This window comes from Pseudomonas sp. JH-2 (genome assembly GCF_036231725.1).
In the GTDB taxonomy this organism is placed as follows: Bacteria; Pseudomonadota; Gammaproteobacteria; order Pseudomonadales; family Pseudomonadaceae; genus Pseudomonas; species Pseudomonas delhiensis.
Genome location: NZ_JAZAQP010000020.1, coordinates 86152 through 110512, shown reverse-complemented (window position 1 = coordinate 110512; position 24361 = coordinate 86152). Strand labels below are relative to the sequence as shown.

Annotated in this window: 24 protein-coding genes; 13 read left to right on the top strand and 11 right to left on the bottom strand. The window is 68.6% G+C overall.

The window, feature by feature from the left end; all coding sequences use genetic code 11:
* A partial coding sequence (locus tag VV867_RS31190) for a hypothetical protein (protein WP_442965033.1) occupies positions 1 to 84 on the top strand: 84 nt, incomplete at its 5' end.
* A 201-nt stretch (positions 85 to 285) separates the two neighbouring features.
* On the opposite strand, the gene VV867_RS15885 is transcribed toward VV867_RS31190, so the two are convergent.
* Positions 286 to 990 (bottom strand): glutathione binding-like protein, encoded by a 705-nt coding sequence (locus tag VV867_RS15885; protein WP_109936446.1) that lies wholly within the window; start codon positions 988 to 990, stop codon positions 286 to 288.
* 95 nt (positions 991 to 1085) lie between these two features.
* Positions 1086 to 2471, bottom strand: coding sequence for an NAD-dependent succinate-semialdehyde dehydrogenase (locus VV867_RS15880; RefSeq protein WP_328566948.1), 1386 nt, complete (start codon positions 2469 to 2471; stop codon positions 1086 to 1088).
* 158 nt (positions 2472 to 2629) lie between these two features.
* Here VV867_RS15880 and ptrR point away from each other — a divergent pair, with 158 nt between their 5' ends.
* Positions 2630 to 3502, top strand: coding sequence for a putrescine utilization regulator PtrR (ptrR, locus tag VV867_RS15875; protein WP_328566947.1), 873 nt, complete (start codon positions 2630 to 2632; stop codon positions 3500 to 3502).
* 402 nt (positions 3503 to 3904) lie between these two features.
* Here the strand turns inward: ptrR and VV867_RS15870 are convergent, their stop codons facing one another.
* From VV867_RS15870 to VV867_RS15835, 8 genes are all read right to left on the bottom strand, one after another.
* Positions 3905 to 5434: a nucleobase:cation symporter-2 family protein gene (locus VV867_RS15870; protein WP_328566946.1), complete on the bottom strand. Its 1530-nt coding sequence runs from the start codon at positions 5432 to 5434 to the stop codon at positions 3905 to 3907.
* Between the two features lie 414 nt (positions 5435 to 5848).
* Complete coding sequence (locus VV867_RS15865; RefSeq protein ID WP_109934784.1) at positions 5849 to 6796, bottom strand: phospholipase D family protein; 948 nt, start codon at positions 6794 to 6796, stop codon at positions 5849 to 5851.
* Positions 6797 to 7267: 471 nt separating this feature from the next.
* Positions 7268 to 7792 (bottom strand): cytochrome C, encoded by a 525-nt coding sequence (locus tag VV867_RS15860; protein ID WP_328566945.1) that lies wholly within the window; start codon positions 7790 to 7792, stop codon positions 7268 to 7270.
* A 15-nt stretch (positions 7793 to 7807) separates the two neighbouring features.
* Positions 7808 to 8329, bottom strand: coding sequence for a methylamine dehydrogenase light chain (locus tag VV867_RS15855; RefSeq protein ID WP_328566944.1), 522 nt, complete (start codon positions 8327 to 8329; stop codon positions 7808 to 7810).
* Between the two features lie 19 nt (positions 8330 to 8348).
* Positions 8349 to 8987: a methylamine dehydrogenase accessory protein MauD gene (gene mauD / locus VV867_RS15850; RefSeq protein WP_328566943.1), complete on the bottom strand. Its 639-nt coding sequence runs from the start codon at positions 8985 to 8987 to the stop codon at positions 8349 to 8351.
* A gap of 3 nt (positions 8988 to 8990) precedes the next feature.
* Entirely contained in the window at positions 8991 to 9530 is a 540-nt protein-coding gene (locus tag VV867_RS15845; RefSeq protein ID WP_328566942.1) for a MauE/DoxX family redox-associated membrane protein, read from the bottom strand.
* Positions 9531 to 9545: 15 nt separating this feature from the next.
* Positions 9546 to 10694 (bottom strand): amine dehydrogenase large subunit, encoded by a 1149-nt coding sequence (locus VV867_RS15840; protein WP_328566941.1) that lies wholly within the window; start codon positions 10692 to 10694, stop codon positions 9546 to 9548.
* Positions 10695 to 10881: 187 nt separating this feature from the next.
* Entirely contained in the window at positions 10882 to 12372 is a 1491-nt protein-coding gene (locus VV867_RS15835) for an ATP-binding protein (RefSeq protein ID WP_328566940.1), read from the bottom strand.
* Positions 12373 to 12602: 230 nt separating this feature from the next.
* Here VV867_RS15835 and VV867_RS15830 point away from each other — a divergent pair, with 230 nt between their 5' ends.
* The 8 genes from VV867_RS15830 (at position 12603) to VV867_RS15795 (ending at position 19471) form a co-directional block, all read left to right on the top strand.
* Entirely contained in the window at positions 12603 to 13757 is a 1155-nt protein-coding gene (locus VV867_RS15830; RefSeq protein WP_328566939.1) for an acyl-CoA dehydrogenase family protein, read from the top strand.
* A 22-nt stretch (positions 13758 to 13779) separates the two neighbouring features.
* Complete coding sequence (locus VV867_RS15825; RefSeq protein ID WP_109934790.1) at positions 13780 to 14151, top strand: hypothetical protein; 372 nt, start codon at positions 13780 to 13782, stop codon at positions 14149 to 14151.
* Positions 14152 to 14154: 3 nt separating this feature from the next.
* Positions 14155 to 14661 (top strand): nuclear transport factor 2 family protein, encoded by a 507-nt coding sequence (locus tag VV867_RS15820; protein WP_328566938.1) that lies wholly within the window; start codon positions 14155 to 14157, stop codon positions 14659 to 14661.
* Positions 14658 to 15815, top strand: coding sequence for an amidase (locus VV867_RS15815; protein ID WP_328566937.1), 1158 nt, complete (start codon positions 14658 to 14660; stop codon positions 15813 to 15815). The genes VV867_RS15820 and VV867_RS15815 overlap by 4 nt, the downstream gene beginning before the upstream one ends.
* Positions 15816 to 15825: 10 nt before the next feature.
* The gene (locus VV867_RS15810) at positions 15826 to 17109 is read left to right on the top strand and encodes an aromatic ring-hydroxylating oxygenase subunit alpha (RefSeq protein WP_328566936.1); all 1284 of its coding nucleotides are present in this window, start codon (positions 15826 to 15828) and stop codon (positions 17107 to 17109) included.
* On the top strand, positions 17106 to 17603 hold the full coding sequence (locus VV867_RS15805; protein ID WP_328566935.1) for an aromatic-ring-hydroxylating dioxygenase subunit beta: 498 nt from the start codon (positions 17106 to 17108) through the stop codon (positions 17601 to 17603). The genes VV867_RS15810 and VV867_RS15805 overlap by 4 nt, the downstream gene beginning before the upstream one ends.
* A gap of 10 nt (positions 17604 to 17613) precedes the next feature.
* Positions 17614 to 18354 carry an SDR family NAD(P)-dependent oxidoreductase gene (locus tag VV867_RS15800; RefSeq protein WP_328566934.1) on the top strand — a complete coding sequence of 247 codons (741 nt, stop codon included), beginning with the start codon at positions 17614 to 17616 and terminating at the stop codon, positions 18352 to 18354.
* A gap of 163 nt (positions 18355 to 18517) precedes the next feature.
* Complete coding sequence (locus VV867_RS15795) at positions 18518 to 19471, top strand: PDR/VanB family oxidoreductase (RefSeq protein ID WP_328566933.1); 954 nt, start codon at positions 18518 to 18520, stop codon at positions 19469 to 19471.
* Positions 19472 to 19780: 309 nt separating this feature from the next.
* Here VV867_RS15795 and VV867_RS15790 read toward each other — a convergent pair whose 3' ends face one another.
* The gene (locus VV867_RS15790; RefSeq protein ID WP_089393729.1) at positions 19781 to 20395 is read right to left on the bottom strand and encodes a response regulator transcription factor; all 615 of its coding nucleotides are present in this window, start codon (positions 20393 to 20395) and stop codon (positions 19781 to 19783) included.
* Between the two features lie 238 nt (positions 20396 to 20633).
* Here VV867_RS15790 and hpaC point away from each other — a divergent pair, with 238 nt between their 5' ends.
* From hpaC to VV867_RS15775, 3 genes are all read left to right on the top strand, one after another.
* Positions 20634 to 21146 carry a 4-hydroxyphenylacetate 3-monooxygenase, reductase component gene (hpaC, locus tag VV867_RS15785; protein ID WP_089393728.1) on the top strand — a complete coding sequence of 171 codons (513 nt, stop codon included), beginning with the start codon at positions 20634 to 20636 and terminating at the stop codon, positions 21144 to 21146.
* 141 nt (positions 21147 to 21287) lie between these two features.
* Complete coding sequence (locus tag VV867_RS15780; RefSeq protein WP_328566932.1) at positions 21288 to 22286, top strand: LLM class flavin-dependent oxidoreductase; 999 nt, start codon at positions 21288 to 21290, stop codon at positions 22284 to 22286.
* A gap of 405 nt (positions 22287 to 22691) precedes the next feature.
* Positions 22692 to 24353 carry an acyl-CoA synthetase gene (locus VV867_RS15775; RefSeq protein WP_328566931.1) on the top strand — a complete coding sequence of 554 codons (1662 nt, stop codon included), beginning with the start codon at positions 22692 to 22694 and terminating at the stop codon, positions 24351 to 24353.
* Positions 24354 to 24361: the final 8 nt, after the last annotated feature.

The following is a 24361-nucleotide window of genomic DNA, read 5'->3' as shown; positions in this document are numbered from 1 at the left end:
GCCCAGGAATCGGCGCAGATCAGCCAGTCGCTGAACGACCTGGCCAACCACCAGCAGGGGTTGATGGGGCAGTTCCGCGTGTAACCGTGGAAGGCGCTTCCCTGTAGGAGCGAGCTTGCTCGCGAACGGGTTCCGCAGCGGGGCTGGTTCGCGAGCAAGCTCGCTCCTACGAAGAGCCCGATTCACAGTGGCCCGCGCCACCGGCGTGGCCGATGATAATCGCGGACGGAGTCCGCTCCTACGATCGTGCTTCCCTGGAGCTGTAGGAGCGGACTCTGTCCGCGATCAGCCCTTGCTCACACTGGCGGCGGTCTGCCCGAAGAGGATCTTCTTGCTTTCCTCGGTCACCGACGGCCGCGAGGAGAACGGCTGGCCTTTCTCATACGCGCGCAGGGTCGCCGGGCGGGCGGCTATGCCTTCGAACCAGCGCTTGAGGTGCGGGAACTCGTCCAGGTCCTGCTGCTGGCGCTGCCACGGCACCACCCAGGGGTAGCTGGCCATGTCGGCGATGCTGTATTCCTCGCCGCCCAGGTAGGGCACCTTCGCCAGGCGCTTGTCCATCACGCCGTACAGGCGGTTGGTCTCGTTGATGTAGCGCTGCATGGCGTAGGGCAGCTTTTCCGGCGCGTACTGCACGAAGTGGTGGTTCTGCCCGGCCATCGGGCCCAGGCCGCCGACCTGCCAGAACAGCCATTCCAGCACCGTCTTGCGCCCGCGCACGTCGCCGGGCATGAAGCGGCCGGTCTTCTCGGCGAGGTAGACGAGGATGGCCCCGGACTCGAACACGCTGATCGGCTCGCCGCCGTCCGCCGGGGCGGTGTCGATGATGGCGGGCATGCGGTTGTTCGGCGAGAAGGCGAGGAACTCCGGCTTGAACTGGTCGCCGGCGCTGATATCGACGGGGTGGATGCGGTAGTCGAGCCCCGTTTCTTCGAGGAACAGGGTGATCTTGTGGCCGTTGGGAGTGGGCCAGTAGTACAGCTCGATCATGGGACCTCCTGAAGTGGGACGCCCCGGCACGGTGCCGGGGCGTACAACGCCCGCGCCCAGGAGAGCGGCGCGGGCCAAAGGCCAAGACTATAGCTTTACTTGCGGTCGATCCAGACGGTCTGCGGGTTGAGGAACTCGCGCAGGCCGAAGTGCGACAGCTCACGGCCGAAACCGCTCTTCTTCACGCCGCCGATCGGCACGCGCGGGTCGGAGGCGGAGAAGCCGTTGATGAACACGCCGCCGCTGACCAGGCGCCGGGCCATCTGCTGGGCCTTGGCCTTGTCGGCGCTCCAGATGGCGCCGGACAGGCCGAACTCGCTGTCGTTGGCCAGTTCCAGGGCGTGCTCGGCATCGCGGGCGACTATCACCGAGGCCACCGGGCCGAAGATTTCCTTGACGAAGGCGGTGTTGCCCGGCTTCACGTCGGCCAGCACGGTGGGCGCGTAGTAGTTGCCTTCGCCTTCCAGCTTGTGGCCGCCCAGCAGCAGGGTGGCGCCGTCGGCGATGGCCTGCTGCACCTGGCCGTCCAGTTCGTCGCGCAGGTCGAAGCGGGCCATGGGGCCGACGAAGGTGTCGTCCGCCAGCGGGTCGCCGATCTTCAGCGCCTTGACCGCGGCCAGCAGCTTCTCGGTGAAGGCCGGGGCGACGGATTCCTCGACGATCATGCGCTTGGCGGCGATGCACACCTGGCCGCAGTTGCCGAAGCGGCTGGCCACGGCGGCCTTCACCGCGGCGTCCAGGTCGGCGTCGGCCAGCACGATGAAGGCGTCGGAACCGCCCAGCTCCAGCACGCACTTCTTCAGCGCGGCGCCGGCCTGGGAGGCGATGGCCGCGCCGGCGCCGACGCTGCCGGTCACGGCGATGGAGGCGATACGCTCGTCGGCGATGGCCTTGGAGACCAGCGGCGGCTCGACGTTCAGCACCTCGAACACGCCTTCCGGCAGGCCGGCGTCACGCCAGGCCTTCTGCAGCTGGTAGGCGCAGCCCATGACGTTCGGCGCGTGCTTGAGCACGTAGGTGTTGCCGCCGAGGATGATGCTCACCGCGCCACGCATGACCTGCCAAGTGGGGAAGTTCCACGGCATCACGGCCAGCACCGGGCCCAGCGGCAGGTAGGAGATGTACGCGCCCTCGATGCTGGTCTTCTCGTCTTCCAGCATGGCCGGGCCGTGTTCGGCGTACCAGTCGCAGAGGTTGGCGCACTTGTTGATCTCGCCGCGCGCCTGGGTGACCGGCATGCCCATTTCCTGGGCTTCCACGCGGGCCATGGGCTCCACGTTGGCGCGCAGCACCTCGGCCATCCTGCGCAGCACGGCGACGCGCTCGGCCACCGGAGTATCGCGCCACTGGCGGAAGGCGGCGTCGGTGCGGGCCAGCGCGGTTTCCAGCTGGGCGGCGTCCTCGAAGGGGTAGCGGGCCAGTTCCTGGCCGGTGGCGGGGCTGCGTGAGATGGCAGCGGGGATGGCAGCGATCTGGTTCATGGAAGGTCCTTGCACGGCAGGTGAGGCTTGCCGCCGTTGGTCGGCGGCGTGGGTCGTTGGGCCGGCGCCACTGGCGCCGGCATGGCGGAGAAATTAAGGTGGCGTACCTTTCATGACAAATGAATAATTCAGAAAGAACCATTCTTTCGGAGAGAAACATGGACCTGACCCAGCTGGAGTTCTTCCGCGCCGTCGCCCAGGACGGCAGCATCACCGCCGCCGCGGGCCGCCTGCACCGCGTGCCGTCGAACCTGACCACGCGCATCAAGCAGCTGGAAAGCGAGCTGGGCGCCGAACTGTTCATCCGCGAGAAGTCGCGCCTGCGCCTGTCGCCCACCGGGCGCAGCTTCCTCGACTACGCCGAGCGCATCCTCGACCTGGTGGAAGAAGCCCGCCAGGTGGCCAGCGGCGCCGAGCCCCACGGCAGCTTCTCCCTGGGCTCCATGGAAAGCACCGCGGCGGTGCGCATCCCCGAGCTGCTGGCGCGCTACCACCAGCGCTACCCCAAGGTGCAGCTGGACCTTTCCACCGGCCCTTCGGGGGAGATGATCGACGGCGTGCTGGCCGGCCGCTTCATCGCCGCCTTCGCCGACGGCCCGGCCAACCACCCGCAGCTGGACGGCCGCCCGGTGTTCCAGGAGGAGCTGGTGCTGATGAGCGCCCAGGGCCACCCGCCGGTGCGCGACGCCCGCGACGTGGCGGGGGAGACGGTGTTCGCCTTCCGCGACAGCTGCTCCTACCGCAAGCGCCTGGAAGGCTGGTTCGCCGAGCAGCGGGTGGTGCCGGGCAAGATCATGGAGATGGAGTCCTACCACGGCATGCTCGCCTGCATAGCCGCGGGGGGCGGGGTGGCGATCATCCCCTGGGCGATGTTCGACAGCCTGGCGGGTGGGCGCAACGTGACCATCCACCGCCTGGCCCCCGGCCACGCCGAAGCCACCACCTGGCTGTTCTGGCGCCGCGGCACCGACACCCCGGCACTGCGGGCCTTCATCGGCTTGCTGGAGCCGGAAAGGCGGGATGCGGCGTAGGGGTATAACCCAGAAAACAACGTAGGAGCAACTGTCTTACAGGCTCTACCGAAGTGCTCTTCGTAGGAGCGAGCTTGCTCGCGAACCGCATGGCACCGCGTTTGTTCGCGAGCAAGCTCGCTCCTACGAGAAGCCATGCTCGCCTGCAACGTAGGAGGACCTTGTCCGCGATAGCCGGAACCACCGGCGCGATTCGCGGATGAGATCCGCTCCTACGCCGCCCCACCCACGCCATTCCCCTGTAGGAGCGCGCCCTGCGCGCGAAATCGCATGCAGGGCCTGCTCCTACAGGAGGTTGCCGATGGGCACGGCATATATCCCGTAGGAGTGGATTTCATCCGCGATAGGCGTAAAACGCCAGCCCCCTAATGAAAACGGCCCCTCGCGGGGCCGTTCTGGCCGTCAGTGGGCCACAGCCTTCACGCTCCTTGGCGGCGCGTGCTCGGCGTGTTCGTTCTCCTCGTCGATCACCGGCACCTCGTTGCCGTCCTTGTCGAACAGCTTGCCGTCGAGGAAGTAGTCGCCCTCGTTCAGCGCCGCGATGTCGCGGTAGCGCAGGGTGCGTTCCTCGGCGGCGACGAACACCGACTGCTGGTCGGAGTTGCCGGTCTTGAAGTGGTTGAACAGCAGGTTCAGCGCGATGGCCATGATGGCCGAGGAGCTGATGCCGGAGTGGAAGATGGTTTCCACCCAGCCCGGGAAGTTGTGGTAGAAGTTCGGCGCCGCGATCGGCAGCATGCCGAAGCCCAGGGCGGTGGCGACTATCACCAGGTTCATGTTGTTGTGGTAGTCCACCTTCGACAGGGTGCGGATGCCGCTGGCCGCCACGGTGCCGAACAGCACCAGGCCGGCGCCGCCGAGCACCGCCGGGGGCACCGCGGCCACCACCCGGCCGACCACCGGCAGCAGGCCGAGGGTCACCAGGATCAGCCCGCCGGTGGCCACCACGTAGCGGCTCTTCACGCCGGTCACCGCCACCAGGCCGACGTTCTGGGCGAAGGCGCTCTGGGTGAAGGAGCCGAAGATCGGTGCCAGGATGCTCGACAGCATGTCGGCGCGCAGGCCGTTGCCCAGGCGCTTGGAGTCCACCCTGGTGCCGATGATCTCGCCCACGGCGAGGATGTCCGCCGAGGTTTCCACCAGGGTCACCAGGATCACGATGCACATGGAGATGATCGCCGCCACGTGGAAGGTCGGCATGCCGAAGTGGAAGATTTCCGGCATGGCCAGCATCGGGCCTTCGGCCACCTTGGAGAAGTCGGTCATGCCCGCGGCGTAGGCGATGCCGGTGCCGATCACCATGGCCAGCAGGATCGACAGGCGCGAGATGGCGGCGCTGCCCAGCTTGCTCAGCAGCAGCACTATCACCAGGGTCACGGCGGCCAGGCCGATGTTGGCGGTGCTGCCGAACTCGGCGGCCTTGGGGTTGCCGCCCATGGCCCAGCGCGCGGCCACCGGCATCAGCGTCAGGCCGATGGTGGTGATGACCACGCCGGTGACCAGCGGCGGGAAGAACTTGGTGATGCGCGAGAACACCGGGGTGATCAGCAGGCCGATGGCCGAGGCCGCCATCACCGCCCCCAGCACGGCCGGGATGCCGCCGCCCTCGTAGCCGGTGGTGAGGATGGCGAGCATGGTCGCCACCCCGGCGAAGGACACCCCCTGCACCAGCGGCAGCTGGCTGCCGAAGAAGGGCAGGCCGAGGGTCTGCAGCAAGGTGGCCAGGCCACCGGCGAACAGCGACGCGGCGATCAGGGTGCCGATCTCGGCGGGCGACAGGCCGGCGGCCTGGCCGAGGATCAGCGGCACGGCGACGATGCCGCCATACATGGTCAGAACGTGTTGCAGGCCGTACGCCAGGTTGGCGCCGACACCGAGGTTCTCGTCTTCCGGGCGGGTGCTGGAAGACGCTACAGCTGAACGGTCATTCATGGCTGGAGGACTCGCTTGTTTTTGTTGTGCCGAGCAATGTAGACACGGTTGTGTGTGTTTGGCTACTACCTTGTATACAAAATCTTGCTAGGCGCTCTTAACTATTTGATTCGAAAGAAAAAATAATCTTCCGTGAAATGCGCAGGCGGCTGCCTGCACGCCGCCCGGAGCGAAGCAAGAACCTGGCCAAGTCGTCAGGAATTTTGGATACAAGGGTGTCGCTGGTCGGCACGGCCCGCGTGGCGCGAGGGCCCGACCATCGGGGCGGCCATGGAGCGAGGTGGCCAGAGGGAAGAAGTGCACGGAAGTCGGGCGCCGCGGCCTCAAGATGGTGCTGTCCAGCGGGCGCCCGAATGAAAAACGCCGCGACGGGGAACCGTTCGCGGCGTTTTCGCAGTGGCCGGGGGAGGGGCTTCAGATCATGAAGCGCAGGATGTCCGCCCGGTTCATCTCGGTGCGGCCTTCCTCGTACCAGCGCGGGATGACGTCCTTCAGACCTTCCTTGGTGTCGTCCAGGTTGAACGGCGCCGGGTAGCGCTTCTTGCGGTAGGAATAGATGTAGTAGGTGCCGTCGCGGTAGAGGATGCGGTCGAAGGTGTAGAAGGCGATGTGCGAGCCGTTGCAGCGCGCGGTCAGCACCACGTCGCCTTCCTCGTAGGGCAGGGCGCCCTCGGCGCATTCGTAGGTGAAGAACTCGCGTACGTCGTCCCAGTCCACGCCGCTGCTGGCGCGCAGGAAGCCCTCGGCGGTGGTCTCGGAGTCCTCGGAGTGGTCGCTGTACCAGATGAACAGCGGGATGCTCTGGTTGGACTCCTCGCCCAGCCAGCTCTCGCCGTCCAGGTACTGCGCGGTGCGCGCCAGGCCCGCCTGCATACGGCGGTGGTTCCAGCGGTAGGTTTCCAGGGCCTCGTCGAAGGCCTCGCTGTCGCTGGCCGGCAGCACGCCCTCGGTGGCCTTCAGCGCCTCGACGCGGGCCAGGTGCCCGGCGTAGAGCGCGGCGTCCTGGATGACCACGGCATTGTCGCGGGACAGGCCGACGCCCAGTTCGGTGAAGTTGGCGCTGCCGAGGATGACGATGTCCGGCTCGACCAGGTAGAGCTTCCAGTGGATGCTCTTCTGGTAGCGGAAGTCGACGGACAGCGCCAGGTCGTCGCCGCCCTCGCCGATGCAGTACTCGATGAAGTCCGGGGAGGTGAAGGAGTTGATGGTCCCGACCACTATGTCCAGACGGTTGCCGTTGGCGCGCAGGCTTTCCACCAGGGGTTCGGTGCCGGCGGCGAAGGCGGTGACGACCGTGATCTTCTTGTCGCGCTGTTGGCCGAGGTAGCCCGCGAGGTCGTTCTGATTATCGAGGATCTGCATAGGTTCTCCAGCAGCATGGGTTCCGCAAATGTAGGCATTGTCGCACGCCGGTGGGGGAGGTTTCACGCTTGGCGCGAAAAGGCTTGCGGTAGAGCAGGGGGCTTGGTTTTTTGTAGGAGCGAGCTTGCTCGCGAACCGTGCTCGCCGGCGGCCATGGTGTTTCCGGTTGACTCCGAACCTTCTCCCCAGCCCTCGGCTGCGCGCCCCGCCCTGAAGGGAGAGGGGGCTTGTCCGTGCCGAGAGAAGGAATGGTTTCAGCCGGAAACCTGCGGCGTTGCCGGCTAACTCCAAAATACCCGAGCACGCCGAACGGTCCCCTCTCCCTTCAGGGAGAGGGTTAGGGAGAGGGTGCTCTCAACCTCAGCCCCGCAACTCCCAGTGAACTCTGTTCGCGAGCAAGCTCGCTCCTACGAAAAACCAACCAAAAAAAGCCCGCCATACGGCGGGCCGAAGCGGAACCAAAGGCGTCTTTCAGTCGCCCATGCCGTCGTCGATGGCGATGCCCTGCTTGCGCATCGCGGCGATCAGCTGGGCGCGGGTTCCCGGGAGGTTGAGCATGGTTTCGTGGCGAATCCCCGCTACTTCCTCCGCGGTGTACGGCTCGTAGTCCGCCGGCATGCTCTTGCCGGCCATGCCGTCCTCGCGCAGCAGCCAGTTGAGCATGTCCGCCAGTTGCGCATCGCTCAGCGCCGACATGGACATGCCCGGCACCCGCACCAGGAACTGGCGGCCGCCGTCCACCTTGAGGAAGTTGCCGACGAAGCCGAGCATCCTCGGCACGTCGTTGGACTTCGAGCCGGCGCCGTCGGACAGGTGGCAGCCGGCGCACTGCAACTGGTAGTTGGTGGCGTTGCTGTAGCCGGCCTGGGCGATCGGCGTCTGCTCCGCCTCGTTGCCCGGCGCGTGCTTCTGGTGCGGGTCGGGAATGCTGCGTGCCTGGGCCATGGGCATGGCCAGCAGGCACGACAGCCCGAGGGTCAGCAGCGAGCGTTTCATGGCTGACCCCGCGCCCTACACGGCCACGCCGCGGATGACCGAGACGGTGCAGTGGTAGATGTGCGACTTGGCCGCCAGGCACCAGTTCACGTCGTTGTTGTTGAACGGACGGTAGGCCGGCTCCTCGCTGTCGTTGCGGGTGCAGGCGCACTGGTTGCAGCTGTGCTTACCGCAGCAGTCGTTATAGGAAATGATGTAGTTCTTGCCGTCGGCCGGGTTGTGGCAGGTGCCGACCCAGGCCACCTGGGACACCTCGGTGCCCGGCGGGCAACTGGACACAGTGCCGCCGCAGCAGGAGCAGAGGAAGCCGTCGATGGAGCAGTAGCGCCAGTAGTCGCAGCTGTTGGGGTCGCCCGGGTCGCCGGCCATCGGCTTGTCGGCGGCCAGGGCCTTGCCGGTGCGGTCGATGGGCAGCAGCACCGGCAGCGCGGCGCCGGCCACCAGCAGCGAACCCATGCGCGAGAGCAGCTTGCGCCGCGAGGTGGTGTCGGCGATGCGGCGGGAGGAGCGCTCGAAGAGCTGGTCGAGGAATTTCATCGGTTATCCCTTTTTATTGTCAGTGGGCGCTGTGCGAGTGCGCGTGGCCAGGCTCGTGGCTGTGAACCTGAGGCTGCTGCGCCTGCAGGTACTGCTGCAGGGTGGCGCTGCCCAGGTGCTCGGCCTCGAACAGGCTGTCCAGGTGCTCGCGGGAGTTGACCAGGCCCTTGGCGCGCAGGATGCCGGCCTTGTCGATCAGCGCCGCGTAGGGCAGCTTGCCGATCTGGTAGGTCATGCCCACTTCCGGGCCGACCACGTAGGTGGCGCCTTCGAGCTTGTGCTCGGCGATCAGCGCCTGCTGCGCGGCGGGCTCGCCGTCGCTGACGAAGACCACGTCCAGGCGGTGCGCCTGTTCCTTGGCGATGGACTTGATCGCCGGCAGCAGCGACTTGCAGATCGGGCAGGTGGGCGAGAGGAAGAACAGCAGCTGGGCCTTCTCGCCGGCGTAGCCGAAGTTCACCGGGCGGCCGTGGCGGTCGGCGGCGGTGACCTGCGGGGCCGGTTCATTGACCGATACGCCCTTGTCGACCATCAGCGCTCCGGCCGGGGCGATGCGCCCGTGCAGCACGCCGATCTGGCGCACCAGGCCCATGACGACGAAGGCCAGTGCCAGCAGCAGGCACCAGAGCAGGATGTTGGAAACGATCATGGCTTCCATGGTTCACCTTCCAATGAGTTTGAGCAGACGGGGGCCGTTGGCCAGCAGGCCGTCGGCGGCGACGTAGAGGAGCAGGGCGACGGCGCTGGCGGCCAGCGTCACGAAGCCGTCGAACAGGCCCAGGTCGCGGGCCTGCGGGTGCAGGCTGGCGAGCAGGGCCAGGGCGATGAGCACGGCGTTGCGCGCCAGCAGCACCGGGCGCAGCGGCTGGGCCTGGTCGGGCCCGGCGCAGCCGCAGTCGATGTCGCGGCGGCCGCGCCACAGGTTGATGCCGATGGCCGCGGCGTACAGGGCCAGCAGCGTGGCGGCGGCCAGGGCCGCCAGCGAACGGCTGGCCGGCACCAGCAGGGCGAAGGCGACGCCGCCCTCGACCAGCGGCAGCACGCGGGCGGCCGGCTTGAGCAGGGCCTGCGGCAGCAGCTGGTAGTCCTCCAGCTGGCGCACGAAGCGCCCCGGCGCGCGCCACTTGTGGCTGGCGGCACTGGCCAGGATCACCGCCACCGAGACGGCGGCGGCGATCACGTAGATGGGATCGGGTTGCATGGTCATGCCTCTATATCAGTGGGTCAGGACCTGGGTGGCGGTCTTGGCGATCTTCTCCACGGTGCCGGTGTGCTTGCCGGCCTTCAGGTCGAAGATCTCCAGGCCGCCCTCGACGTTGGCGCCATACAGCAGCGGGGCGTCGTCGCTGGTGGCGGTCATGCTCCAGACCGGGGCGGGGGCGCTGAGGGTACCGATCTTCTTCTGCGTCTTCAGATCGTAGACCCAGATGTCGGTGCTCGGGTCTTCCCACTTCATCGGCTCGTGCTTGTCGTGCATCAGCACGTACAGGCGGTTCAGCTTCGGCGCCAGGGCCAGTTCCTGCCAGCCGCCGGGAGCCCAGCCGGCCTTGCGCTCGGCGTCGCTGACCAGCGACCAGGTCGGCAGCACCTTGGGCTGCTTGCCCGAGAAGTCGATGGCGTGGATCACGCCTTCGGTGGTGGTGAAGTAGTAGGTCTCGCCATCGTTGATGGCGCGCTCCACCAGCTTCTCCTTGTTCGGGTCGAAGAACGGGGTGCGGCTGCGCGCGGTTTCCTTGCCGTCCTCGCCGAGGGTCACCAGCTGCACGCTGCCGTCGCCGCACAGCGAGGCGAAGGCGCGCTTGCCCACCGGGTAGTTGAGCACGCAGCCGGGGATGGCGATCTCGGCGGTCACCGCCTTGGCCTGGGTGTCGACCACGGTCACCGAGGTGGACGGGGTGAAGTTGTAGACGTAGGCGAAGCGGTCGTCGCCGCTGACCGCCAGGCCGTAGCGCTGGGTCAGGGATTCGGAGCGCTTGCTGGGGATCACCACTTCCCAGGTGGGGGCCAGGGTGGAGGTGTCCCAGGCGGTCAGCACGTCGGTGCGGGTGCCGCGGGTGCCGCGCGAGTAGTACAGGTCGGCGGTGTACAGGGTGCGCTGGTCGTGGCTGAGGGTCGAAGGCGCGGCGAAGCCGGTGCTGACCATGCCGAGCATCTTCTTCTGCGCCGGGTCCACCACGGTCACGCGGCCGGTCACGAAGCTGTCGAATTCCACGTCGACGACGTAGGCGCGGTGCGGATCCGGCGGGAACGGCAGGGTCGTCTGGCCGACGGTCTCCGGCGGCAGGTCGGCGAATGCGCCGCCGACGGCGGCCAGCGAGACGCCTAGCGCCAGCGTGGTACGAGCAAGGATCCTGGTTATTCGCATGGGGGGTGGCTCCCTCGATTTTATTGGATGGTCGGCCCGCGGATCGGTGTGGGCAGAAGACTGCAGCCCTAGTCTGCCCCGCGTTGCCCGGTGCTGCCTTGTTCTGCGTGCCAAGCCCTTGTGTGTCCCTGACAGGGCTTGCGCCGGCGTGCCAGGGCAAGGATCGACGCGGCTCGGGCGCCGCGCCTCACCGTTGGTCGGCGGGCGCGGCCAGTGGCAGCGAGACGCAGAACATGGCCCCGCTGGGCTCGACGTTCTGCGCCCAGATGTCGCCGCGGTGGCGCGAGACGATGTTCCTGCACAGCGCCAGGCCAATGCCGTTGCCGCTGACCTTGGAACTGAAGAAACCGTCGAACAGCCGCTCCCGGGCGCCGGCGTCGATGCCGCGGCCGCGGTCCTCGACGCAGAGCAGGGCGCTGCCGCCCTGGCGCCGGGTGTGGATGCGCAGCACGCGGCGCTCGGCGGGCAGCTCGGCCATCTCCTCGATGGCGTTGAAGGCCAGGTTGAGGATCACCTGGCCGATCAGCACCTTCTCGCAGCTCACCGGCAGCGTCTCGGCGCAGGGCGCCAGTTCCAGGCGCACGCCGGCCGGCTGGCCCTTGAGGTCGATGAAGTAGCGGGCGTCGGCCAGCAGCTCGTTGAGGTCGACGCACTGCTCGGCCTGCTCCAGGCGCACCACGTACTCGCGCACGCTCTTGATGATCTCCGAGGCGTGCTCGATCTGCCGCACCGCGCTGTCCAGGCCCCAGGCCACGTTCGGCTCGACCTCGCCCCGCTGGCCCAGGCGGATCACCGAGCCCTCGATGAAGTTGCGCGTGGCGGCCAGCGGCTGGCTCAGCTCGTGGGCGATGGCCACGGCCATCTCGCCCATGGCGTTGTAGCGCGCCAGGTACTCCAGCTTCTGCTCGCTCTGCCGCCGGGCTTCCTCGGCGCGCACCTGTTCGGTGACGTCGCGGAACAGCAGCAGGTGGCCGCAGAGGTCGTCCTCGATCTCGATGTAGCGGCAGGTGGCGTGGTGCCAGCGCCAGTCGCCGTCGCCGCGGCGCAGGTGGTAGGCGACGCTGTAGGGCTCGCGGCTGGGCGGCGTGCGGCCCAGGTGCTGGAGCAGGCGCTGGCGGGACTTCTCGTCGCAGGCGTCGAGGAAGTTGCGCGCCAGGCTCCGGCGGTCCGCGGCGCCGAGCAGGGCCAGGGCGGAATCGCTGATGAAGCGGATGTCGCCGTCGGGGCCGAGCACCGCCACGCCTTCGGCCAGGTCCTGCATGAAGGCCTTGAGGCGGCTCTCGGTGCGCTTGAGGTCGCGCCTGACCTTCTCCTCCTTGGAGATGTCGCGGAACTGCACCATCAGCACGTCGCGCTCTGCCAGGTGGACCAGGGTGGCGGTCGCCTCGGAAAGGATGTCCACGCCCTGCTTGGAGCGGTAGCACCACTCGATGGCGCGCTGCCCGGTGCGCGCCGCGCCTTCCAGCCAGCGCAGGCCGATGGCGCGGCGGTACTTGGGCGCCGGGTTGGTCATGTCCGGGGCCTTCAGCGGCACCAGTTCCTCCAGGCTGAAGCCCAGGGCCTGCAGCGCGGCGCTGTTGGCCCAGAGGATCTCCTTGGTCTGGGCGTCGTGCAGCAGGATGCACAGCGGCATGGCCTCGATGAGGGCGTGGAAGTCGGTTTCGGCGGGCTGGAACATGGCGGCGGCTCTTCAGGGGCGCGTCCCCGAACGCGGGGTACGGCTTTTTATAGCGCGCAGCCTAGCGCGTCGGCGCTAGGAAACAACCCGGCGGGCACTAGGGGATTCCTTTAGTTCGCGGGCGGCACGCCCCAATAGAGGCCCGCTCGGCGCGCTCCCTACACTGGGCCCCATCGACGGCCGCCGGCTCCCACCGGACGGCCGGCCCACAAGAACACAGGGAGACGCCCATGCCGCGTTCAGCCGCCGCCGCCACAGATTCGCCCCTCGCCAGCCGTGCCGACCTGTTCGAGCAGGTGCTTGACGAGGTCCGCCAGCGCCGCGACGAGTTCGATGCCCGTTCCCACGTGCCGCGCGACATGATCGAGCGCTTCATCGAGGCCGGCATCTACCGCTCCGCCACCCCGCGCTGCTTCGGCGGCGATGCCCTGCCGCCGGCCGACTTCCTGCGCCTGATCGAACGCATCGCCGAGGCCGACGGCTCCGCCGGCTGGGTGGCCAGCTTCGGCAGCGCCAGCACCTATCTCACCGCCTTGCCCCGCGAGACCCTCGCCGAGCTGTACGCCGACGGCCCGGACCTGGTGTTCGCCGGCGGCCTGTTCCCCATCCAGCCGGCCGAGCAGGTGGCGGGCGGCTGGCGCGTCAGCGGCACCTGGAAGTTCGCCAGCGGCTGCAAGGGCGCCGACGTGCTCGGCGTCGGCATCGGCCTCGGCGGCCCCGGCGGCAAGCCGCGCACCGCGCTGCTGCGGGCCCGCGACGTGGAGATCGTGGAGAACTGGGAAGTCGTCGGCCTGAAGGGCACCGGTAGCCACGACCTGCGCCTGGACAAGGTCTTCGTGCCCGATGCCTGGACCTTCATCCGCGGCGGCCAGAGCAGCATCGACGAGCCGCTGTACCGCTACCCGACCATCGCCTACGCCGCCCAGGTGCTGGCAGTGGTCAACCTGGGCCTGGCCCGCGCCGCCCTCGACGAGATCGCCCGCATGGCCTCCGGCAGCGGCGTGACCGGCGCGCCGAAACTGGCCGACCGCGCCTACGTGCGCATCGAGCTGGGCAAGGCCGAGGCGCAGTTGCACGCCGCGCGGGGCTTCTTCTACGACGCCACCGGGCAGGTGTGGGAGTCCATCCTCGCCGGCAACCCGGTGACCCCGGAGCAGGTCAGCCTGCTGCGGCTGTCCGCCGTGCACGTCTCGCGGGCCGGCGCCGAGGTGGTGCAGCGCGCCTACGGCCTGGCCGGGACCACCGCCATCTACCTGCGCCACCCGCTGCAGCGCTACCTGCGCGACGCCATGGTGGTGACCCAGCACGCCTTCCTCAGCGACGGCATGTACGACGGCGCAGGTTCCGTGCTGCTCGATGTGCCGCCGTTCCCCGGCTACCTCTGATCGACCACAAGGACAAGAAACCATGACCCGACCCACCGCCGAACCCATGCGCGTGCTGTTCTGCATCGGCATCACGCAGAATTTCTTCGACCTGCCCACCGGCGAAGGCATCAGTGTCTGGAAGGGCTTCAGCCAGATGCTGGGCGAACTGGGCGCGCTGCCGGGGATGAACGTCCTCGGCGTGCTCGACGACGACCGCCTGATGGTCGGCGCCTCCAACACCGCGCCCTGGACCGTGTACATCATGGCCGACGTCGACTGCCACCAGACCGTGGTCGACGCCTGCAACCTGTTCCGCACCGTGCAGGTCGGCCAGTACAGCCTGTGGAAGTACGCCCGGATCGAGGCCCGCGTCGGCCGCCCGCTGACCATTCCCGAAGCGGCGCGGAGCTGAGCCATGGGCCAGGCCCTGGAGCAGTTGCAGGCGCGCCTGGCGCGCCTGGAGGGCGAGGCCGCGGTGCGTCGCCTGATGGCCCGCTACATGGACCTCTGCGACGTCCCGCGCGACAGCCTGGCGCTGCAGGCCGAGCTGGCCGGGCTGTTCGCCGAGGACGCCGTCTGGGAAGGCCTGGGCGCGCGCGCCGAGCAGAGCTTCGGCCGCCATGAGGGCCGCGCGGCGGTGGCGGCGTTCGTCGCCGGCTACCTGCCGCCGGCCGAGCACTTCGCGCTCAACCTGCACTTCCTCGGCAGCGAGTCGATCGAGGTCGGGGAGGGCGGCGAGACCGCGCGCGGCCAGTGGCTGATGCAGCAGCTGTCGACCTACGTCGACGGCCGCAGCGAGCTGTTCGGCACCCGCCTGAACCTGGACTTCCGCCGTGTCGGCGACACCTGGCAGATCACCCATTTCCGTACCCGGCGGCTGCTGGCCATGCCGCTGGGCGCGCTCGCGGAGGGCGAGGCATGAGCATCTTCGTCAGCGAATTCGTCATTGAATTAGAACTCGGCGGCGCCGGCAAGCGCGTCGCCATCAAGGACACCATCGACATCGCCGGCTACCCGACGCGTTGCGGCAGCCGGGCGCTGGCCGACAGCGCACCCGCGCAGCGCCACGCCGAAGTGGTGCAGCGGGTGCTGGACGCCGGCTGGCGCATCGTCGGCAAGACCAACCTGCACGAGCTGGCCTTCGGCGTCACCGGGATCAACGACTGGAGCGGCACGCCGCTCAACCCGCAGGCGCCGGACCGCGTGCCCGGCGGCTCGTCCAGTGGCTCGGCCGCCGCCGTCGGCGCGGGGCTGGCGGACATCGCCCTGGGTACCGACACCGGCGGCTCGGTGCGGGTGCCGGCGGCCTGCTGCGGCGTGGCCGGGCTCAAGCCCAGCTTCGGCCGCGTCAGCCGCGCGGGTGTACACCCGGAATACAGCAGCCTGGATTGCGTCGGCCCGTTCGCCGCGAACATGGCCGACCTGGTCGCCGCCATGCAGGTGATCTGCCCAGGCTTCGGCGCAGTGAACCCGCCGGGCGCCAACGCCCGCGTGGCCTTCCTCGAAGTGCCCGCCGACCCGCACATCCAGGCCTGCCTGGGCGCCGCCGCCGACCGCGCCGGCTGGCGCCGGGCGAGCCTGTACCTGGGCGAGTTCGAGGCGGCCTTCGAGGCAGGCCTTGCGGTCATCAACCACGAGAACTGGGCCGCTCTCGGCCAGCTCACCGGCAAGGGCCTGCTGGGCACCGACGTCGAGCAGCGCCTGCTCGCCGCCGGGCGCACCAGCGCCGCGCAACTGGCCGAGGCCGAAGGCGTGCGTACGAGTTTCACGCGCGCCATCGACGCCGCCCTGGACGACTACGAAGTCCTGCTGCTGCCGACCCTGGCCAGCCTGCCGCCGTTGCTCAGCGATGCGCGCAGCGGCAGGAGCGTGGCCGCGCTGACCGCCCTGGTCCGCCCGTTCAACCTCAGCGGCCACCCGGCGCTGAGCGTGCCGGTGGAGCTGGAGCACGGCGGGTTCAAGGTCGGCTTGCAGGTCATCGGCCGCAAGGGCGACGACGAACGCGTCTGCGCCTTCGGCGCGCAGCTGGAACAGGCATTGGCCGCCGAGCGGCCGACGAACAAGAAAATGGCATGAGGAGACACCCATGAGCGCCCCCGAATACCGGCTGATCGCCAAGACGGGCAGCCCCGAGCAACTGGTCCAGAGCGACCGCGTCGACGTATCGCTGTACCACGACCCGGCGCTGTTCGAGGCCGAGCTGGAAAAGATCTTCTACCGCACCTGGGTGTGGGTCGCCCACGTCAGCGAAGTGCGCAACCCCGGCGACTTCAAGACCACCATGATCGGCCGCCGGCCGGTGATCGTGGTGCGCGACAAGAAGGGCGCGATCAACGTCCTGGAGAACCGCTGCCGCCACCGCGGCGCCACTGTCTGCGAGAAGCACAAGGGCAACGCCACCGGCTTCACCTGCCCGTACCACAGCTGGTCCTACGGCCTGGACGGCAAGCTGCGTGCGCTGCCGTACCCGGATGGCTACGAGGACATTCTCGACAAGGCCGAGCTGCCGCTGACCAGCCTGCGGGTGGAAAGCTACGCCGGCATGATCTTCGCCAGCTACGACGCCGACATCGAGCCGCTGGAAGACTTCCTCGGCGGGGCGAAGCACTGGATGGACCTGTTCATGAAGCAGGGCGCGGGCTTCCCGATCAAGGTCCAGGGCGAACACAGGTTCACCTTCAAGGGCAACTGGAAGATCCAGCTGGAGAACACCACCGACGGCTACCACTTCCCCATCGTGCACAAGTCGTGGATGTCCTCGGTGGACGACGAGACCAGCGAGATGCTCTCGTTCATGACCGACCCGCAGGCGGTGACCCACGCACTGGGCAACGGCCACAGCGTGATGGTGATGGTGCCCGAGCACGTCGACCTCGACCACGACGACGGCACCGAGCAGCTGCAGGAACGCTTCGCCCACGTCACCGAGGAGCTGTCCAGGACCATGGAGCCTGCACAGGTGCGCCGCATCGTCCGCTCGCTGCACGGCGCCGGCTTCAACCTCAACCTGTTCCCCAACGTGGCCATGTCCATGTCGTTCTTCCGCGTGCTGCGCCCGGTCTCGGTCACCGAGACGGAAATCCGCCACGTCGCCCTGGGCATGGACGGCGGCCCGGAGATCGCCAACCGCGAGCGCCTGCGCATCCACGAGCACTTCCAGGGCCCGTTCGGCTTCGGCAGCCCGGACGACGCGGAAGCCTGGGACCGCGTGCAGCGCGGCTCCTACGCCGGCCCCGAGGCGCCGATCCTGGTCAACCGCGGGCTCAACCGCGAAGTCGTGGCCGAGAACGGCGACAAGGTTTCCCACGCCACCGACGAAGGCGGCATGCGCGAGGCCTACCAAATGTGGAAGAGGATGATGAGCCAATGAGCAACGACACCCTGAACGGCTTCTCCGGCCCGCTGGCCAAGGCCATCGAATTCATCTGGCGCGAGGCCGAGCTGCTAGACCGCAAGGACTACGCGCAGTGGAGCGCGCTGTGGAGCGAGGAGGGCATCTACGTGGTGCCCATCGACGCCGAGGGCGACGACTTCTCCGCCAGCCTCAACTACGCCTTCGACGACGCGCGCATGCGCGCCCTGCGCATCGAGCGCCTGAGCGCCGGCTTCTCGCCCTCGGCGGTGGATTCGGCCAAGACCGTGCGCACGGTGTCGCGCTTCCGCCTGGTGGAAGCGGCCGGCGACCTCGTCGAAGTGCATTCGGCGCAGATCCTCTACGCCTACAAGCGCGGCGTGCACACGCCCTTCGTCGCCGACCTGGAGCACCGCATCCGCTTCGCCGCCGAAGGCCCGCGCCTGGAGCGCAAGGTGGTGCGCCTGATCAACGCCCAGGACGCCCTGGGCGCCATTGGCTTCCTGCTCTGAGGGCCCGTCCATGACCCGTACCGCACTCGTCACCGGGGCCTCCCGCGGCCTCGGCGAATGCATCGCCCGGCGCCTGCACGGCGCCGGCTACCGCGTGGCCCTGGCCGACGTGCGCCTGGGCGACGCCCAGCGCCTGGCCGACCAGCTCGACCCCAGTGGCGCAAGCGCTCTGGCGGTGGAGCTGGACGTGCGCGAGAAGGCCGACTTCGAACGCGCCCGCGACCTGCTGCAGGCCCGGTGGGGCGGCTGCGACATCCTGGTGAACAACGCCGGGGTGTCCAGGGTCGCCGCGCTGATGGACATCACCCCGGAGGAGTTCGACGCCTCCCTGGCGGTGAACCTGCGCGGCACCTTCGTCGCCTGCCAGGTGTTCGGCGCGCACTTCGCCGGCCGCGGCTTCGGCCGCATCGTCAACATCGCCTCGCTGGCCGGGCAGAACGGCGGCACCGCCACCGGCGGCCACTACGCCGCGGCCAAGGGCGGGGTGGCGACCCTGACCAAGGTCTTCGCCCGCGAACTGGCGCCGGCCGGCGTCACCGTCAACAGCATCTCCCCGGGCCCGCTGGACCTGCCGGTGGTGCGCGAGACGGTGGCCCCGGAGCGCCTGGCGCAGATCCTCAAGACCATCCCGGTGGGCCGCCTGGGCGACCCGGGCTACGTGGCCGACAGCGTGCTGCTGCTGGTAGCCGACAACGCCGCCTCGGTGACCGGCGCCTGCTGGGACATCAACGGCGGCCTGTTCATGCGTTGAGAAAGACGGCGGATAACGCGGAGCGTTATTCGCCCTACGCAGGAGTTCCAACACACACCGTACAACCCCCTCTCCCTTCAGGGAGAGGGCTGGGGAGAGGGTTGCAGCGCTCGACCGGGCACCGTCGCCTATCCCTGAAAACCACGCCTTGCAGGTAACAACAATGATGAAGGTAAGAATCGAAAGGATCGTCGACGAAGCCCTGGACATCCGTTCCTTCCGCCTCGTGCGCAGCGACGGTCAGCCGTTCGATGCCTACGAGCCGGGCGCCCACGTCGACGTCACCGGCCCCACCGGGGTGACCCGCCAGTATTCCCTGTGCAGCCCGCCGGAAGACCGCGCCGCCTACCTGGTGGCGGTGAAGAGGGAAGCCGCCTCCCGCGGCGGCTCCGCGGCATTCCACGAGCAGGTGGAAGAGGGCATGGAGCTGGAGATGGGCGCCCCGCGCAACCTGTTCCGCCTGGCCCCCGAAGCCCGCGAGCACGTGATGTTCGCCGCCGGCATCGGCGTGACGCCGCTGCTGAGCATGGCCTACAAGCTCAACGCCAGGGGCGAACCCTACGTGCTGCACTATTTCGCCCGCTCGCCGGAGCATGCCGCCTTCGTCGAGCTGCTGTCCGGCCCGGTGTTCGCCGGCAAGGTGGCGTTTCACTACGGCGTGGAGCCGGCCGACCTCGAAGCCGAACTGGCCGCCTGCCTGGCACGCGCGCCGGCAGCGGCCCACGTCTACACCTGCGGCCCGGCGCCGTTCATGAACAAGGTGGTGGAGATCGCCAGGCGCGGCCGTAGCGAAGACGCCATCCATCTGGAGCACTTCCAGGCCGACCCGGCCGCCAACGCGGCCCCGGCCGGCAGCTTCGAGGTGGAGCTGGCCAGCAGCGGCGTGGTCCTGCAGGTGCCGGCCGACGCCAGCCTGGTGGACGTGCTCCAGGCCCACGGCTGCGACATCGACACCGAATGTCGCGAAGGTATCTGTGGCACCTGCATCGTGGAAGTGCTGGAAGGCGAACCGGAACACCGCGACAACTGCCTGTCGAGCAAGGAGAAGGCCTCGAACAGGCAGATTTGCGCCTGCGTCTCGCGGGCCAGGTCGGCGCGGTTGGTGCTGGACCTCTGACACCTGCTCTTCGTAGGAGCGAGCTTGTTCGCGAATGGAGCCTCAACCGGGCTATGGTGTTTGTCCCGAAGAGCGCCCTCTCCCTAACCCTCTCCCTGAAGGGAGAGGGGACCGTTGGGCAGGGTTTGATGTTATGGCGTTAGCCGGCGACCTCGGCGGTTTCCGGCGGAAACCATCACCTTTCTCGGCACGGACAAGCCCCCTCTCCCTTCAGGGAGAGGGCTGGGGAGAGGGGGCGGAGTCAATCCAAAGCACCAATGCCACCGGGAAACTCCATTCGCGAGCAAGCTCGCTCCTACGAAAAGCCCCCTACGGCACCCCCAGATCCAACACCTCCCGCACCAGCAGCGCAATGCTGGAAACCCCCATCTTCTCCTTGATCTTGGTGCGGTGCACATCCACCGTCTTCACGCTGATGTTCAGCTCGCGGGCGATCACCTTGCTGGCCTTGCCGTCGATCACCATGCCCAGCACCTCGCGCTCGCGACCGGTGAGCAGGTCCAGGCGCTGCTGCAGCTGGCGCTTCTGCTCGGCGCCGGCGTGCACCTGCACCGCGGCTTTCAGCGCGGCCTGGATGCGCTCCAGCATCTGCTGCGGGTTGTAGGGTTTCTCGACGAAGTCCAGGGCGCCGTTCTTCATGGCCTGCACCGACATGGGGATGTCGCCGTGGGCCGAAACGAAGATGATCGGCAAGGCCGCGCCGCGCTCGTTTAGCATGCTCTGCAGCTGGAAGCCGCTGGTTTCCGGCATGCGCACGTCGAGCACGAGGCAGGCGGGGGTGGTGGCGTCGTAGTGGGCGAGGAATTCCTCGGCGCCGGCGAAGCACTGCGCCTGGATGCTGACCGACTCCAGGAGCCAGGCCAGCGAGGTGCGCAGGTCCTTGTCGTCGTCGACGATGTACACAACGGGTTTGCGGGTATCCATCAGGGCACTGCCACGGTTCTTCTTATTAGGTCTGGCTCGCAGTCTTCGCTGCGGCACGCACGGGCGGGCGCGGGGGCGCCCAGGGGCCAGCATACCCAGGCGGGGCGGCGCTGGCGATAAAGAAACCCCCTAGTCGACTAAAGGCCAGCCACCGCCGCCATGGGATTCGCCTGGATACCGCGCCTGGCCGCGCGGCCGTAGATTGGCAAACATCGACAACCGGCCACAAGGGCGCGCCATGAACAACCTGAGCCAGACCCAGATCGACTTCCGCAACGCCATGGCGCGGCTGCCCGCCGCGGTGAACATCATCACCAGCGACGGCCCCGGCGGGCGCTGCGGCATCACCGCCAGCGCGGTCTGCTCGGTCACCGACTCGCCGCCCACGCTGCTGGTGTGCATCAACCGCGGCAGCGCCAGCCACGAACCCTTCCGCGCCAACGGCCACCTGTGCGTCAACGTGCTGCGCGGCGAGCAGGAAGAGCTGGCCCGGCACTTCGCCGGCATGACCCGGGTGCCCATGGAGGAACGCTTCGCCTCGGCCCTCTGGGAGGACGGCGTGGCCGGCGTGCCGGTGCTGCGCGACGCCCTGGTCACCCTGGAAGGGCGCATCAGCGAGTGCAAGGAAGTCGGCTCGCACTCGGTATTGTTCGTCGAGCTGGAACGCGCCGCGGTGCGCGAGCAGGGCGACAGCCTGGTGTACTTCAACCGCCTGTTCCACCGCCTGGACGGCGTCTCGGCGGCGGCCTGAGGGCCGGGGCGGGGCGCCCCCATCACTGCGCGGCATGAGTACTATCGACGCCGACGCGTGGTCATGCGCCGGGCATGCCGTTAGAGTCCGGCTCAAAGCCACGCCCGCACGGCAGCCGTGCGGGCCCAGACTGGAGCCTCCATGAAGTCCCTGTCCGAAACCGCCTTCTCCATGCTCGACCTGGTCCCCATCCGCGACCAGGGCACCGTCGCCGAGGCGCTGAACAACGCCGTCGAGGTGGCCCGCCACGTCGAGCGCCTCGGCTTCACCCGCTACTGGCTGGCCGAGCACCACAACATGGACGGCATCGCCAGCTCGGCCACCGCCGTGCTGATCGGCCACATCGCCGGCAAGACCGCGCGCATCCGCGTCGGCTCCGGCGGAGTGATGCTGCCCAACCACCCGCCGCTGGTGATCGCCGAGCAGTTCGGCACCCTCGCCAGCCTCTACCCGGGGCGCATCGACCTGGGCCTGGGCCGCGCCCCCGGCGCCGACCAGGCGACCCTGCGCGCCCTGCGCCGCGATCGCCTGCTGGGCGACGGCGAGGACTTCCCGGAACAGGTCGCCGAGCTGGAAATGCTCCTCGGCCCGCGCCGCCCGCAGCAGAACCTGCTGGCGATCCCGGGGGAGGGCACGCGGGTGCCGATCTGGCTGCTCGGCTCCAGCCTGTTCAGCGCCCGCCTGGCGGCGGAGAAGGGCCTGCCCTACGCCTTCGCCTCGCACTTCGCGCCGCGCTACCTGCACGACGCCCTGCGCATCTACCGGCAGAACTTCAGGCCCTCGGCCATCCTCGAGCAGCCCTACGCCATGATCGGCGTGCCGCTGATCGCCGCGCCCACCGACGAGGAAGCCGAATACCTGGCCACCACCGCCTTCCAGCGCGTGCTGGCGCTGATCCGCGGCGAAAGCCTGAAGCAGAAGCCGCCGGTGGAGCGCATGGCCGGCCTGTGGCTGCCCCACGAGCAGGAAGCGGTGGGCAACTTCTTCGGCCTGGCGGTGATCGGCGGCCCGGAGAAGGTGCGCAGCCGCCTGGAGATCCTTGTCGAGCAGACCGGCGCCGACGAGATCATCTTCACCAGCGATATCTACGACCACGCCCTGCGCCTGCGTTCGCTGGAGATCGTCGCCGGGTTGCGCTGAGCGCCACCAGCTCTTCGTAGGAGCGAGCTTGCTCGCTCCTACAGATTCCGCTTCCCCGCTCCTGCCGTTTGACCTTCGCCGCCGGCCGCTCGGAAACGAGCCTTGGGGCTCTGGCATGTTCCCGGGCTCGGCCATGGAGGTGTCGGGAAGCGAGGTGTATCGGCGTATAACCGCGAACGGTTATACGCCCTACGCGGCGGTCGGGCTCGGCGTAGGGCGAATAACGCTCCGCGTTATCCGCCGTTTGGCCGTGATCCCGGGCGACGCCGAGGTTGACCTTGGCGTTATCCGCCGTTTTGGCTGTCCAATCCGCTCAGCCAGAACGGTCCCTTTCGACATTGCCGCAGCAACCGGCCGGCGCGAACATCCCGGTACTCCCTACAAGAACAAGCCAGGAGTTCCGCGATGCGCCCTTATGCTGCCGCCGTTGCCGAGTTCGATTACGCGGCCACCGCCCGAGACACCCTTGCCGGTAGCCTCGATGCCCTCAACGCCTGTGTCGAATGCTGCGACCGCCACGCCCAGGCCGGTGGCGTCGCCCTGTACTGGGAGGGCCGCAACGGCGAACGCGCCGAGTACAGCTTCGCCCAGCTGCAGGCGCTGTCCGCGCGGTTCGCCAACCTGCTGCACGACCTGGGCGTGCGCCCCGGCGACCGGGTTTCCGGCATGCTGCCGCGCACCCCCGAGCTGCTGGTCACCATCCTCGGCACCTGGCGCCTGGGCGCGGTCTACCAGCCGCTGTTCACCGCCTTCGGGCCCAAGGCCATCGAGCACCGCCTGGGCATCGCCGGCAGCCGCGTGCTGGTCACCGACGCCGGCAACCGCGCCAAGCTGGACGAGGTGCCCAACGCCCCGCAGGTGATCACCGTCAGCGGCGGCCAGGCGATCCCGGCCGGCGACCTGGATTTCTGGGGCGCCCTGGAAGGCCGCTCCGAGCAGTTCGAACCGGTCATGCGCAGCGGCGAAGATCCGTTCATGCTGATGTTCACCTCCGGCACCACCGGCCTGGCCAAGCCCCTGGCGGTGCCGCTCAAGGCCATCCTGGCGTTCACCGGCTACCTGCGCCACGCGGTGGACCTGCGCCCCGAGGACCGCTTCTGGAACCTGGCCGACCCGGGCTGGGCCTACGGCCTCTACTACGCCGTCACCGGCCCGCTGGCCCTGGGCCACGCCACCACCTTCTACGAAGGCGCCTTCAGCGTCGAAAGCACCTGCCGGATCATCCGCCAGTTCGGCATCACCAACCTGGCCGGCTCGCCCACCGCCTACCGCATGCTCAAGGCCTCCGGCGAGGAAGTGGCACGCGAGATCAAGGGCTGCCTGCGCGCGGTGAGCAGCGCCGGCGAGGCGCTGACCCCGGAGGTGATCCGCTGGTTCGCCGAGGGCCTCGGGGTGACCATCCACGACCACTACGGGCAGACCGAACTGGGCATGGTCCTGGCCAACCATCACGCGCTGCAGCACCCGGTGCACCTGGGCGCGGCCGGCTACTCCATCCCCGGCCACCGGGTGGTGGTGCTGGGCGAGAACGGTGAGGAGCTGCCCGCCGGCCAGCCCGGCATCCTGGCCATGGACCGCACGCGCTCGCCGCTGATGTGGTTCGCCGGCTACCAGGGCATGGAGACCAAGGCCTTCGTCGGCGACTACTATCTCAGTGGCGACACCGTGGAGCTGAACGCCGACGGCAGCATCAGCTTCGTCGGCCGCTCGGACGATCTCATCACCACCTCCGGCTACCGCGTCGGCCCCTTCGACGTGGAAAGCGCGCTGATCGAGCACCCGGCGGTGATGGAGGCGGCGGTGATCGGCAAGCCCGACCCCGAGCGCACCGAGGTGGTCAAGGCCTACGTGGTGCTGTGCCCGCACCACCAGCCCAGCCCAGAACTGGCCGAGGAACTGCAGCAGTACGTGCGCAAGCGTCTTTCGGCCCACAGCTACCCGCGGGAGGTGGACTTCATCGCCGAACTGCCCAAGACCCCCAGCGGCAAGATCCAGCGCTTCCTCCTGCGCAACCAGGAGATCGCCCGGCAACGCGAGGCGGCCGAACGCGCGGCCGCGCAGAACTGATTCGGAGA

Coding starts and splice junctions, on each gene's coding strand:
- VV867_RS15885 (WP_109936446.1), bottom strand. CDS start 990: ATGATCGAGCTGTACTACTGGCCCACTCCCAACGGCCACAAGATCACC.
- VV867_RS15880 (WP_328566948.1), bottom strand. CDS start 2,471: ATGAACCAGATCGCTGCCATCCCCGCTGCCATCTCACGCAGCCCCGCC.
- ptrR (WP_328566947.1), top strand. CDS start 2,630: ATGGACCTGACCCAGCTGGAGTTCTTCCGCGCCGTCGCCCAGGACGGC.
- VV867_RS15870 (WP_328566946.1), bottom strand. CDS start 5,434: ATGAATGACCGTTCAGCTGTAGCGTCTTCCAGCACCCGCCCGGAAGAC.
- VV867_RS15865 (WP_109934784.1), bottom strand. CDS start 6,796: ATGCAGATCCTCGATAATCAGAACGACCTCGCGGGCTACCTCGGCCAA.
- VV867_RS15860 (WP_328566945.1), bottom strand. CDS start 7,792: ATGAAACGCTCGCTGCTGACCCTCGGGCTGTCGTGCCTGCTGGCCATG.
- VV867_RS15855 (WP_328566944.1), bottom strand. CDS start 8,329: ATGAAATTCCTCGACCAGCTCTTCGAGCGCTCCTCCCGCCGCATCGCC.
- mauD (WP_328566943.1), bottom strand. CDS start 8,987: ATGGAAGCCATGATCGTTTCCAACATCCTGCTCTGGTGCCTGCTGCTG.
- VV867_RS15845 (WP_328566942.1), bottom strand. CDS start 9,530: ATGCAACCCGATCCCATCTACGTGATCGCCGCCGCCGTCTCGGTGGCG.
- VV867_RS15840 (WP_328566941.1), bottom strand. CDS start 10,694: ATGCGAATAACCAGGATCCTTGCTCGTACCACGCTGGCGCTAGGCGTC.
- VV867_RS15835 (WP_328566940.1), bottom strand. CDS start 12,372: ATGTTCCAGCCCGCCGAAACCGACTTCCACGCCCTCATCGAGGCCATG.
- VV867_RS15830 (WP_328566939.1), top strand. CDS start 12,603: ATGCCGCGTTCAGCCGCCGCCGCCACAGATTCGCCCCTCGCCAGCCGT.
- VV867_RS15825 (WP_109934790.1), top strand. CDS start 13,780: ATGACCCGACCCACCGCCGAACCCATGCGCGTGCTGTTCTGCATCGGC.
- VV867_RS15820 (WP_328566938.1), top strand. CDS start 14,155: ATGGGCCAGGCCCTGGAGCAGTTGCAGGCGCGCCTGGCGCGCCTGGAG.
- VV867_RS15815 (WP_328566937.1), top strand. CDS start 14,658: ATGAGCATCTTCGTCAGCGAATTCGTCATTGAATTAGAACTCGGCGGC.
- VV867_RS15810 (WP_328566936.1), top strand. CDS start 15,826: ATGAGCGCCCCCGAATACCGGCTGATCGCCAAGACGGGCAGCCCCGAG.
- VV867_RS15805 (WP_328566935.1), top strand. CDS start 17,106: ATGAGCAACGACACCCTGAACGGCTTCTCCGGCCCGCTGGCCAAGGCC.
- VV867_RS15800 (WP_328566934.1), top strand. CDS start 17,614: ATGACCCGTACCGCACTCGTCACCGGGGCCTCCCGCGGCCTCGGCGAA.
- VV867_RS15795 (WP_328566933.1), top strand. CDS start 18,518: ATGATGAAGGTAAGAATCGAAAGGATCGTCGACGAAGCCCTGGACATC.
- VV867_RS15790 (WP_089393729.1), bottom strand. CDS start 20,395: ATGGATACCCGCAAACCCGTTGTGTACATCGTCGACGACGACAAGGAC.
- hpaC (WP_089393728.1), top strand. CDS start 20,634: ATGAACAACCTGAGCCAGACCCAGATCGACTTCCGCAACGCCATGGCG.
- VV867_RS15780 (WP_328566932.1), top strand. CDS start 21,288: ATGAAGTCCCTGTCCGAAACCGCCTTCTCCATGCTCGACCTGGTCCCC.
- VV867_RS15775 (WP_328566931.1), top strand. CDS start 22,692: ATGCGCCCTTATGCTGCCGCCGTTGCCGAGTTCGATTACGCGGCCACC.